This is a genomic window from Caldithrix sp., assembly GCF_056497305.1.
Genome location: NZ_JBSMDE010000179.1, coordinates 14,059 through 27,097, shown reverse-complemented (window position 1 = coordinate 27,097; position 13,039 = coordinate 14,059). Strand labels below are relative to the sequence as shown.

General features: G+C 46.3%; 8 protein-coding genes. All 8 read left to right on the top strand.

What is annotated here, in order from left to right:
• Positions 1–261 precede the first annotated feature (261 nt).
• A complete protein-coding gene (locus tag ACWB0I_RS14780) occupies positions 262–1,521 on the top strand; it encodes an exo-beta-N-acetylmuramidase NamZ family protein (protein WP_479388842.1) in 1,260 nt (419 codons plus the stop codon).
• Between the two features lie 20 nt (positions 1,522–1,541).
• Positions 1,542–3,092 carry a glycosyltransferase family 2 protein gene (locus tag ACWB0I_RS14775; protein ID WP_479388841.1) on the top strand — a complete coding sequence of 517 codons (1,551 nt, stop codon included), beginning with the start codon at positions 1,542–1,544 and terminating at the stop codon, positions 3,090–3,092.
• 22 nt (positions 3,093–3,114) lie between these two features.
• Positions 3,115–4,305 carry a hypothetical protein gene (locus tag ACWB0I_RS14770; protein WP_479388840.1) on the top strand — a complete coding sequence of 397 codons (1,191 nt, stop codon included), beginning with the start codon at positions 3,115–3,117 and terminating at the stop codon, positions 4,303–4,305.
• Between the two features lie 10 nt (positions 4,306–4,315).
• Positions 4,316–5,665, top strand: a complete 1,350-nt coding sequence (locus ACWB0I_RS14765) for a SpoIID/LytB domain-containing protein (protein ID WP_479388839.1) — start codon at positions 4,316–4,318, stop codon at positions 5,663–5,665.
• A gap of 4 nt (positions 5,666–5,669) precedes the next feature.
• Positions 5,670–7,553 carry an MFS transporter gene (locus tag ACWB0I_RS14760; RefSeq protein ID WP_479388838.1) on the top strand — a complete coding sequence of 628 codons (1,884 nt, stop codon included), beginning with the start codon at positions 5,670–5,672 and terminating at the stop codon, positions 7,551–7,553.
• A gap of 167 nt (positions 7,554–7,720) precedes the next feature.
• Positions 7,721–9,331, top strand: a complete 1,611-nt coding sequence (locus ACWB0I_RS14755) for a lamin tail domain-containing protein (RefSeq protein ID WP_479388837.1) — start codon at positions 7,721–7,723, stop codon at positions 9,329–9,331.
• A gap of 42 nt (positions 9,332–9,373) precedes the next feature.
• A complete protein-coding gene (locus ACWB0I_RS14750; RefSeq protein WP_479388836.1) occupies positions 9,374–12,244 on the top strand; it encodes a family 10 glycosylhydrolase in 2,871 nt (956 codons plus the stop codon).
• 335 nt (positions 12,245–12,579) lie between these two features.
• Positions 12,580–12,948, top strand: a complete 369-nt coding sequence (locus tag ACWB0I_RS14745; protein WP_479388835.1) for a DoxX family protein — start codon at positions 12,580–12,582, stop codon at positions 12,946–12,948.
• The last annotated feature ends 91 nt before the right edge of the window (positions 12,949–13,039 follow it).

The following is a 13,039-nucleotide window of genomic DNA, read 5'->3' as shown; positions in this document are numbered from 1 at the left end:
TTAGGGAGGACGTGTTGAAGAATTGGTTTAAATTATTTCTGCGAATATCTGCTAAATCTGCGCGAAATATAATTGTGATTAAAACAGTTTCTATCACTTTTGGTTGCGGCTATGCTGCCTTAGATCTTTTGAAGGAAGTATTTTAAAATTCAGAAACTGTGAGCAACCAAATATTTACTTTAAAAATTTTTGTATTTAATAATAGATATTCTTATCTTTTCTTTTAGTTTGTTCAGTTTCTTAATAAACATTGGAAAGCCTATGAATTTCCGAAGTAAATTATTGTTGTTAATCGGATTTTTTCTGGTTGTAAACTGCCAGTCACATTTAGTTAAAAAATCACTTCCGCTGGATTCACGAACTGAAAACAGGGTATGGCTGGGTGTCGAAAATTTTCTGGCCCATTACAAATCCCTGGTCAAAGGGAAAAAGGTTGGTTTGCTCACCAATCCCAGTGGCGTGGATTCAAAGCTCAACAGCACGGCAGACCTTCTGGCAAAGGACCCGGACATTGAGCTAACGGCTCTGTTCGGCCCAGAACACGGTATTCGCGGCGCCATTTACGCCGGTGAACATGTACAGGACGAGGTTGATCCTCACACCGGAATTCAGGTTTACAGCCTGTACGGGGCACACAAAAAGCCAACCGGAGAGATGCTAAAGAATGTCGATGTTCTTCTGGTGGACATTCAGGATATTGGTCTGCGCGGCTACACCTACATTTACACCATGGCCATGGTAATGGAAGCCGCAGCGGAAAACGGCAAACAGGTTATTGTGCTCGATCGTCCCAATCCCATTAACGGCCTGCAAATTGAAGGGAATCTGGTAGAAAAAGGGTTTGAATCGTTTGTTGGGCTCTACCCTATCCCCTACCGCCACGGCATGACCATCGGTGAGCTGGCCCGCTACTTTAATGAAGAATTCGATATTCACTGCGATTTACAGGTGATTCCCCTGATTGGCTGGAAAAGGGAGATGTACTGGGATCAAACCGGCCTACTGTGGGTACCCACCTCGCCCCATGTTCCCCACTGGCAAACCATTCTTTACATGGGCGCCACGGGCACCATCGGTGAGCTGAGGGCCATCTCCGAAGGCGTTGGCTACACCTCGCCCTTCGAACTGGTCGGCGCTCCCTGGATCGACGGTTACCAGCTGGCCCAGGCGCTCAATGATCTACGCCTGCCCGGCATCATTTTCAGACCCCTTTATTTTAAGCCCTATTACGCATCTTACAAAGGCGAAATCTGTCAGGGCGTTCAATTGCACATTACCGATCCTGCAAAATTTAACTCGTACCAAACTGGACTTTACATCTTGCAAACCATTCTAAAACTCTACCCCGATCACGATCCTTTTCAATACCAGAACAGAGTAACCATGTTTCAGAAGGTGATTGGTTGCTCGTGGATTATTGAGGATTTAAAAGCCGGAAAATCTGTTCCGCAAATCGCCGCTAAGTGGCAAAATGACCTGGAACAATTCAAACAAAAAAGAATCAAATATTTACTCTATTAGAAACAATACAGGAGCTTCCTATGAAAAACGCACATGTTTCAGTGATTTTACACCAGGATGATCCCCAACGCTTCCTGCCCACATTGAACAGTATCTTTGATCAGACTTATCCTCATATTGAAATACTCGTATTGAAAGACACCGCTTCTTTGGCGATTGATGATAAAAGTGCCAATAAATTTCCGCTACACTTTATTGAAGTAAATGAGCGCCAGACCTTGGGTAAACAAATAAATTCAGCCTTAAAGCAGGCTACCGGTCAATACGTGGTTTATGTTAACAATCAACAAAGTGAAATCCGTTTAAAGCAGGCAGCGATTGAGCTGGCTATTGAGTCTTTTTCTCATAACCAAAAGGCTGCCATGATTTACAGTGACTATGAATTGGAAGAAGATGGGCAGATCAAAGAGATTCATCTGTTAAAACATCACATTGGGCGAGTCCGCGATAATCAGGATTACGGACGCGTCTTTTTCTTTTTAAAAGAAGCCTTGCAAAACATTGGCTTAGCCGATGAAACATTACAATTCAATACACTCTATGATCTCCGCCTGCGTCTTTCAGAGAAATTCGAATTGTCGCACATTGCTAACCGCTACAACGGCTCACTTTATCGTGTTGTTTCCAAAGGCAAAAAGCACAATGTATTCGATTATTTGCTGGCCAGTAAAGAGAGTCAATTAGAGGCCGAAAAGGTGGTTACCGAACACCTGAAACGCATTAACGCCTACCTGGCGCCAGGCGCCTTTTACACCGCGCGTCCTGCGCCTCCCTCAGACGCCACTTTAAAGGCTTCGGTTATCATTCCGGTTAACAATCGGGCGCAGTTCATCGGTAAGGCCATCGAGAGCGTGCAGGCCCAAACCGTGCCCGAAGTTGAAGTCATTGTTGTGGTAAACGGCGGGCCGCAGGATCCAACCATTGAAGAGGTTAAACGCTACCAGCCGGGCGGCGACAAATACGATGCGCAAAAACCAGAGGTGCGTATGCTGGTTTACGACATTAACAATATTGGTTTCTGTTTAAATATGGGCGCGCGACATGCCCGCGGCCAGTACTATGTTCAACTCGATTCCGACGATCGGTTAAAACCCAATGCTGTGGAAAAAATATTGGCCGTTTACGAGAGCGATCCTAAAGTTGGCATGGTCATCGGTTCTTACGAAGTGTGGCAATTAGAAGACGATGGACGTTACTTTAGAATGGAAGATTTGCCGGTGGTCACTCACGATGAATGGACCGAAGAGAATGGCCGGAACAATTTGTTGCGCATTAACGGGGCTGGCGCCCCACGTTCCCTGCCCATTCAATTGATTCGCGAAATAGGCTTTAGCATGAATGAAGAGCCCTTTGCCCGTAACTATGGCGAAGATTACCACATGGTGCTGCAGGTCAGCGAGCGCCATCGCATTGGACGGGTTTGGGACGCCATTTACGAGGTGGTACGTCATTCCGGCGGTACGGATCACAGCATCGATCAAATCACCATCGATCGGAATGATGAAGCCAAAGATTTTATGCGCGCCGAGGCCATCAAACGGCGACAAAAAATGAATGCCATCGCAAAGTAGATCGTTCAGGAAAGGATGTAATTTGGAACAAAAGGAATATATTCTCATTGGCATCGATGGCGGCGCTACCAAGGTTAGCGCCTGGCAAGTGAAGGTCGATGCGCAGAAAAAGGAATTTACCCTCGGGCAACTCAACGCCACTAAATCCTATTCCGAATTGCCTGGATTTTTGCCCGATTTTAAACCGCTTCCGGTAACCCAGCAGTTAAATGAGCGGGTTTCAGGTCACATTCAGCTTACAGCAGAAGAAGAACAGCAGGGCGCGGTTTACGTGGAAGCCTGTGCCCTGGTCATCGAAGCGATTGCCCAAAAATCAGGTTTGAACCGCGTGTTGTTTGGCCTGGGCATGCCTGGCCTGAAAACAGCGGATCAGCGCGGTATTGAAGTGCTGGCCAACGGGCCACGCATTCCTCAATATGCCAATATGCTCGAACAACGCCTGGCATTATCGGGCATTGAATACGTTAAACCGTTACAACGCATTGGCAGCGACGCCGATTATTGCGGGATCGGTGAAAATTATTCCAGCGAAGGCCAATTCAAATCCGTGACCAACGCCTACTATCTGGGCGGTGGCACCGGCGTGGCCGATGCCTTAAAACTAAAGGGCAAGTTGGTACCTTTTGACCAGACGCGTTCCTGGATGGCCAAAACCTGGGAACTAAAAACCAGCGAAGACCGTTCTCTGGAGCAATTCGCTTCTGTAGGAGGCATGCAAAAATTGTATGCCGAAATCAGCGGCACAAGCCTGGCTGATTTGAATACTCAAAACATCTATCCTCTACAAATAGCCAAAATGGCTTTACAAAATGAAAGTAATGCTTTAAAAACGTTCGAGTTGATTGTCAAAAATTTGGCCGCTCTGCTTTATGAGCGGATGGTAACACTCTACGCCGGCTGGCAAAATCTCTTTTCCTTTGTTAATCCCAATCGGCCGGCCTTGCAAAGTCAGCATCCCTATCTAAAAACCTTATTGGAACGCATCATACTCGGGCAACGATTGGGTGAACTGATTCAATCGCAAGCCGGTCAAAAAGTTTTAAAACTTCCCCTGTTACAAACTCTGGAGAACTTGATCCTACATTCAGCCCATCTGGATGAAAAGGCCAAAGCCCATTATCAAAAATTAGATCAGATTATTACCATTTCCAAATTAAGAGAAGCCCCTGCCTTAGGCGCAGGAATTGACGCTTACCTGCACTTTAATCAATAGGAAATAACCGATGTTAGAAAAAGGAAACATTCCACAAAAAGAACCGATTATTGACGTAGGAATCATTTTACCGGAAGATGCCTACACTTCCCTTTCCATGCTCAGCCCGGCCGATGAAGATTATCAGTTGGAATTTTCCGGGAAATCGTTTTTGCTCGAAGCCGAACAGCAGATCTTTTTTAAATTGAAAAACGATCAGATCATTATTACAATCAATGACCAGACGTATTCAGCGCCCGGCGAAATTCGCCTGTTTCCTGTGTTTAAAACTCCCGGCTTAAAAAAGAATCAGGGAATGCAGATTAAAAATGTAGTAGCCGGGCGAGGTTTTCACTGGAAAAAATACATCAATGTTTACCTGCCGGAAACGATTATCGTCAGAAGATATCAGGAAAAACTGATTTTAATCAATGAATTACCATTAGAAAAATACCTGATGTGTGTGGCCACCTCCGAAATGGGAGCGCAATGCCCCATCGCGCTATTGGAAGCGCAGACCATTGCTGCCCGATCCTGGTTGTTGGCCAACGTAGAGCAAAAGCATCGCCATCTGGGTATGGATGTTTGCAATGACGATTGCTGTCAGCGCTATCAGGGCACCACTTTTTTAAGCGAGCCATCGGTAAAAGCGACGCAAAATACCCAGGGGCAGGTACTGCTGGTCCAGGGCCAAATCTGCGACGCCCGTTATTCCAAAAGTTGCGGCGGTGTAATGGAGGCTTTTGAAACCATCTGGCCGGGTCAGGCTCAGCCTTGTTTTAAAGTCAAAGCCGATGCCGAAAGCGATCCGCCCCAATGGCATAAACCACTCTCCATTGAAAAAAATTTTAGAACATGGGTTGAGAGTGTGCCAAAAACCTTTTGCTCCCCCCATGTCATACCAGAAGAAAAATTAAGTTTCTACCTGGGCAAGGTTGATGAAGCCGGCCACTATTTCCGCTGGGAAGAAACGATTGATCAGAAAACCCTGGTCAACAACCTGAGCCGACATTTTAATCTAAATGCCAAGTTTATTGTGCAATTAAAAATTTTAAATCGGGGTGAATCGGGACGGGCAAATAAACTAAAAATTTTGTATATTGACCAAACAGGCCAAAACAAAGAATTCGTCTTGCAGACGGAATACGATATTCGACTGGGATTGCATCCGAACTTTTTGTACAGTTCGGCCGTTCTGATTGAAGCGCAATATAAAGAAAACGGAAGGCATCCGGTCGCTTTTAAATACAAAGGCGCAGGCTGGGGCCATGGTGTAGGCCTCTGCCAGATAGGCGCTCTGGGCATGTCTTTACTCGGTTACACATCCGAAAAGATTGTGCTGCACTACTACCCGGGAAGTCAGTTAAAAAGGATTTATTGAACCTATGAAGCGTTCTTTTACCCCTAAAGAGTCCCGTAATCCATGGTTATGGGTGCCTTCGCTCTATTTTGCAGAAGGCGTACCCTATGTGGTTGTAATGATGGTTTCGGTCATCATGTACAAGCGCCTGGGCATCTCCAATGCCGACATTGCGCTGTACACCAGCTGGTTGTACCTGCCCTGGGTCATTAAACCGCTCTGGAGCCCCCTGGTCGATTTACTCAAGACCAAGCGCTTTTGGGTGTTAAGCATGCAATTGTTGATCGGCGCCGGTCTGGCGGGGATTGGTCTTACCATTCCGCTGCCCAATTTCTTCAAATTTACTCTGATTTTTTTCTGGCTTTTAGCCTTTAGCTCTGCCACACACGATATTGCCGCTGACGGTTTTTACATGTTAGGTCTTACAGAACGGCAACAGGCCTGGTTTGTGGGCGTCCGTAGCACCTTTTACCGTTTTGCCATGATTACCGGGCAGGGCTTATTGATCATCTTTGCCGGATACTTGGAAAGCCACACTGGCCTGGAAAGTGTAAATCTGCAGGTCATCGCCCAGCCACAGGAAACGCAAATTGAACGGATTAATCCCGAGTGTTTCACAATTGAGCCCCAGCAGGGAACCTTGCGCATCCTTACCTTTCCTGAAGATACCCTGATCATTCCTGAGACGCCCATTACCATCTCGACAAAAGATTCCCTGCTTAAGTTTGTCCGGGAATGGAATATTGAGCATGGTTTTGCCCAGCCCGATCAGCGCTTTGTAGTTGTGCAGGAGAACGAAAGATCGTGGTGGAGCAAACATATCGCCGAACCGTTGGGCCATTGGATCAAAACGCATTTTGCAGAACATGAAGCCACGCACCTGAAAAGTGATTTTACGGGAAATATTGGTCTTATTTATTTCTATCTTTCCAATAAACCTCGGGCTGGTGAACGTGTGGTTGTCAATTTTGGCCGCATTTCAGGAGACAAGAGTATTTTTTTATTGGAAGGCAGCGCTTATGGAACACGTATTACCTTTGATGAACATAATTGGAACAAACCGGCTATTGCTGCCATTCAACTCGATCCAAAGCTAAAACACCGCTCTAAAGCAACTTTTAAGGCCACGGCAGGCAACATCCCATTAGCCTGGTCCATTACCTTTTTACTACTGGCTGCCGTCTTCCTGGGATTTTTCATCTACCATAAATTTATTTTGCCCTTTCCGGCCACTGATCAACCGGGAGCTACAGAGGGGCTTAGCAATATTCTCAAGGAATTTTTTGCCACCTTTGTCGAATTTTTCAAAAAGGAAAAAATTGGCTGGATTCTTGCTTTTCTTTTGCTCTATCGTCTTGGCGAGTCGCAACTGGTCAAATTGGCCTCCCCGTTTTTACTGGATTCCCAGGAAGCCGGAGGATTAGCCCTAACAACGGGCCAGGTAGGTTTTGTCTATGGAACGGTTGGTATTCTGGCGCTGACCATCGGAGGCTTGTTAGGCGGCTTTCTGGCAGCTAAGCACGGTTTAAAATTCTGGTTGTGGCCAATGGCCATTGCCATTAATTTACCGGATGCGGTGTACATCTACCTTTCTGCCGTGCAGCCCGACAGCCTGTTGATTGTCAATCTGTGTGTGGCAATTGAACAATTTGGCTACGGATTCGGTTTTACGGCTTACATGTTGTACATGATTTACGCCTCTCAGGGCAGGCACAAAACCGCTCATTTTGCCATAACAACCGGTTTTATGGCTCTGGGCATGATGATTCCGGGCATGTTCTCCGGATGGATTCAGGAACTGGTGGGCTACCATACGTTTTTCATCTGGGTCGTTATCGCCACCATTCCTGGTTTTCTCATTTTACCGTTTATTCCACTGGAACGCGATTTTGGCAAAAAAAATGTTTAATGCATCACCGGTTTAATAATTCATTTTAAAGGCCGGGACAGCACATTCAACAAATGACGTTAAAATTGGCCGTTTTTTCCGAATTTTATGGTTAAGGGACGATTCAGGCCGAAAATAGAAATAATCGTTCAATAAAATATGTTAGTAAAAATTTTGTAAGGATTGTCATGGTTAAATTTTCAAAACGTTTATTATTACTTATCATTCTTTTCGTCTTGCCTCTTGCTGCTCAGGAATCCATTTTCCCTGGATTAACCGGCCAGCAGCTCATAGATAGTTTGCGTGCCTACTACAAACCGGCTACTGTGCTAAGTTACGATGAAGCGCGCGATGTGATGTTTTCTGTCATCGACAATTACAACGACAGTGTAAGCTGTGTGTACTCCGGCTACACTATTTACATCGATCCATCACAGGATCCCAGCACCGATGCCTACAACAAAGGTATGAACACAGAACACACCTGGCCACAGAGCTATGGCGCGGATGTGGGCGATGCGAAAAGCAACCTTTACCACCTTTTCCCCTGCCGCGAACAGGTCAACTCCTCGCGCAGCAACGATCCCTTTAAAGATATTCCCGATCAGGAGACAGACAAATGGTGGCGTGATGACTACTCCTTAACCACCATTCCGACTTCTCACATCGATGAATACAGCGAAAAAGATTACGATGGCTGGTTCGAACCGAGAGAAGACCACAAGGGCGACGCAGCCCGCGCTATTTTTTACATTTACACCATGTACAAAGAACAGCTTGACACCAGTTTCTTTGAGTTGCAAAAGTACACTTTACGAACCTGGCACTATATCGATACCGTGGACGCCAGAGAACGGGAACGTAATCAACGCATTGCTCCTTACCAGGACAATAAAGAGAATCCCTTTATTCTGGATTCCACGCTGGTGCGCCGCGCCTATTTTGAAAGCTCTTCGGATACGACTGGCGGAGGAGGCAGTAGCGGTAGTACCGCCCAGCCCGGCGATATTGTAATCACCGAAATCATGCAAAATCCAGATGCCGTTTACGACTCCAATGGCGAATGGTTCGAAATTTACAACGCCAGCGATCAGGCCATCGATTTAAACGGCTGGACGATTAAAGACATGGATTCCGATATTCACACCATCGGTCAGAGCGTCATTATTCAACCCGGGGAGTATCTGGTTTTGGGGCGCAACGCGGACACAAATACTAATGGCGGCGTAAATGTAGCCTATCAGTACTCAGGATTCGATCTGGCCAACAGCGCAGACGAAATTGTCCTGATTGCCCCCGATGGCACCACCGAAATCGATCGCGTGGAATACGACGGCGGGCCAAACTGGCCCGATCCCACCGGCGCCTCCATGTATTTTACCGGAGAAATGACTCAGGACAACAACGATCCCACTTTGTGGAGCGTTTCCCAGCTCCCCTGGGAAGGTTCGGCCGGCGATTTAGGTTCGCCCGGATACGGCAATTCCGTTTCCGGAGTACTGGCAAAAACGGCAACACCCAAAGACTGGCAAATCAACATTTTTCCCAATCCTTTTAATCCTTCCACGCAAATCGCCTTTGATTTGCCGCAACCCGGCCAGGTGACCCTGGAGATTTACGATCTAAAAGGACAAAAAGTGCGCACGCTCATTCGGCAACGCCATCTGAATGGCCGGCACGGTTCTTTCACCTGGGATGGGTTGACCGATTCCGGCAGGCCTGCAGCATCGGGTATCTATTTTATTCAATTGCGCGCTTTTAACCAGGTTTTGACAAAACGCGCCCTGCTTTTGCGTTGATCGCCAAAATTCTTGACCCATTCTGCCTGGAGGAAAATCGAAATGAAACGAACATTAACCTCTCTTTTTCTTGTTTTATTTTTTTCTTTTAATCTTTTTGCTAAAAACAATGAAGAATTCCGGGCGCTATGGGTGGTGACCTGGGAATATATCAGTCCCGATCGCTCGGCCAGCCAGAATAAAGCAAAAATTCGCCAGATTCTGGACAATGTCAAAAAAGCGAACATGAATGCCGTGCTCTGGCAGGTACGGCAAAGTGGAACTGCATACTACCCTTCCTCATACGAACCATGGGGATATTACGCCAATTACCACACCGATCCGGGTTTTGATCCTTTAAATTATGCTTTGCAAGAAGCCCATAAGCGCGGCCTGGAATTTCATGCCTGGTTTAATGTCTTTCATGTGGCCTCCACCTGGCCAGGTTCGCCAGCAGCGGAACACCCCGAATGGATTTGCACCAATGAAGATGGCCAATTTATGACGGCCCATCGCTGTGTTTCACCCGGCCTGGAGGAAGTACGAGCCTACACCATTCGGGTCGCCATGGAAATTGTACGCAATTACGACATTGACGGCTTACATCTGGATTTTGTGCGCTGGAATGAATACACCGAAGATGACATGGCTACAGCCCCATCTCTGCTGGAACAGGTACGAACTCTGGATGGGGTGATCCCGCAGAAACGCATCAACCGGCTGGAAAAAACCAGCGGCACAAAACGCTACATTTACGATGTGGAGCACCCCGCTTCCGGCGGCGTTCCAGCTGGTTTTGACACCTGGGGAGATTGGAGACGCTGGGGCGTGACAGAATTTGTCCGGCAATTACACGATTCCATTCAGGCCGTTAAACCCTGGGTGCGGCTTTCGCCGGCTGCTCTGGGCAAATACAACTGGAGCGGCTGGAACGGTTACTATATTGTCTTTCAGGATGCCGCCCTGTGGTTTAACGAAGGCTACATCGATCAGCTTACGCCCATGCACTACCACTGGCTCAGCGGTAGTAGTTTTTATGACATGCTAACCGGAAATTGTCCTTATTGCTGGTCTCAATGGATCAGTGAAGGAATTCAGGATCAACGCCTTTACACCGTTGGCCCTGGCTCTTACATGTTAGATGAAAATAATGTCTGGGACAACCACCAGGAAATTATTGAACGCAGTCGCCAGGTACCCTGGACCGATGGTTTCCAGTTTTTCAGTTACGCCAGCTGGGAAAAACATGATTACTGGAAACAGGCAGCCCATTCTTTTTTTAATAGTAAAAGCAAAATAAGGGCCACCGGTTTAATCGTTAATTCCAGACCTGCAGCTCCCACGCTCAGGTTAACCAAAATGGATTCTATGCACTACCAGATTGCGATTACCCCGCCGGATACCATCAGCAAAAATTACTGGTTTGCGATTTATCGTTCGTTGGATTCGACTTTAGATGTCACCAAGGATCAAATCATTAACCTGCACTTTGGTCAGGATTCTTTTAGCTATGTGGATGCTTACGGAAGTCAGCCTTATCAGGAGGGACGTTACATTTATTTTTCCACCATGCTTGACCGCTACTGGAATGAATCGGAAATCTCCAACGCTGCAGCCGGCGATTCCATTCCCCTTTACATCACTGCGCCGGATCAAACGCCCGGTCATATCATGGTGCTGGGACTGGATGCGAATTCTCTGCTGATCAAATGCGATGCCGTGGAAAGCGCCGATCGCTACGTGGTTTACATCAGTCAGGACGGTATTAATGTTATTGATTCAGCCGAAGCCAGCAGCAATGAAATTCTGGTGGATGGCCTTACCGAAGGTGAGACCTATTATTTTAAGATTAAAGCGGCCAATGCCGCCGGCTCCACCAGCCTTTCCAAACATTTATATGCCGGTATTCCTTCGGCCAGCCCGCATCAGGTTCTGGTGGTAAACGGCTTTGACCGGGGTACCAATATTCGATACGATTACATTAAATACTACGCAGGCCCCCTGGCTCGACGGGGCTATGCCTTTTCGTATGCACTTAATGAAAGCGTTATCGATGGTAAAATTTCACTGAGCGATTATCCAATTGTTATCTGGATTTTGGGCGATGAAAGCACGGCCGATGAAACCTTTAGTAGTGCGGAACAGGACTCTGTGAAAAACTTTCTAAAAAAAGGTGGATACCTTCTTGTGAGTGGGTCGGAAATCGGCTGGGATCTGGATTACAAAGGCAGCGCCACGGATCAAAGCTTTTACCATAATTACTTGAAGGCGCAGTATGTGGCCGATGCCCCGGATGGGAAAAAAGCAACCTTTTACACATGCCAGCCCGTGCCCGGCGGTTTGTTTGACGGCCTGGTGGAGTTCAATTTTGATGACGGAACGCACGGAACGATTGATGTGGACTGGCCGGATGCCATTAAACCCGTTAATGGCGCGGTTTCTGTCTTAAAATACAAGGGGGCAAGCACATCCAATATTGCAGGCATTGCCTTTGAAGGAACCTTTCCTGGCGGTTCTTCAGAAGGAAAACTGGTTAACATGGGCCTGCCCTTCGAAACCATCTACTATTCCGATAAACGGGATTCGCTTTTAAATAAGATTTTTGACTTTTTTGAAGGCAAGATTACCGCCGTGCCATCCGAGCATCTCAGCCCCCTCGCCTTTACGCTGGAACAAAACTTCCCCAATCCTTTTAATCCTGTTACAACCATACGCTATTCTCTTAAAGAAACGGTCCCAGTGTCGCTGGAAATTTTTAACACTCTTGGTCAGCGCGTGCGACTTCTGGTGCAGGCGAAACAAGCCCGCGGCACCTATCAGGTGCAATGGGATGGCACCAATGAAAACGGCAAGGCAGTTCCCAGCGGTGTTTACATCTACCGCCTGAAAACCGATCATTTTACCGATAGCAAACGCATGTTGCTCATTCGCTAAAGTATACTTGGTGAAGCCCTTTCCCATCGCCAGGTGTTCTTTCAATAATGGAGCTCAATCCGTTTTATCGGGATGTGTGAAATTATCTACTTTAAAAAAGATAAAAGAATTATCACCGACTTTTGCTCAAAAAAACCGTAATATCTATCACTCCCTATTGCTCCATACCAAAATGCACATTTTTTATCAAAATCTTGACATCATTAAATTCTTTATTATATTTTAATCGATTTAAAATGATAGGGCTCAATGTGAGCAAATTGATTTATTACTTGCAACACTATAATTATTCCCCTCAATCTCTACATATTTTTAATCAAACGTTAGGAGGAGTTATGAAGCCAGAAGTATTAGCCAAAATCGGTACATGGGTTTTTGCCATCATTTTAATTATCTTTGGTTTAAACCATTTCATGAACCTGTCCACAATGAAAGGTTATGTTCCAATACCTGGAGGGATTTTTTGGGTAATCATCACAGGACTGGGATTCATCCTTGCCGGACTCAGCCTTATTCTTAATAAACAGGTACGTTTGGCCATGATTTTATTGGCAATTATGTTGCTCATTTTTGTGCTTAGCATTCACCTTAAAGGCATTTTTTCTGCGGACAAGATGACCATGATGACCTCATTGACAAATTTTTTGAAAGATCTGGGCTTAGCTGCGGCGGCTCTATTTTTTGGAAGCAAAGCAGGATCCTAGGCCAAGCAATTTCGGAGGGGAATATCGGGGGAGTAGTTTATTTTATTCTCCCCCGTTTCATTTTTAGTCAAGTCTAATTTTTTGTGGCTCA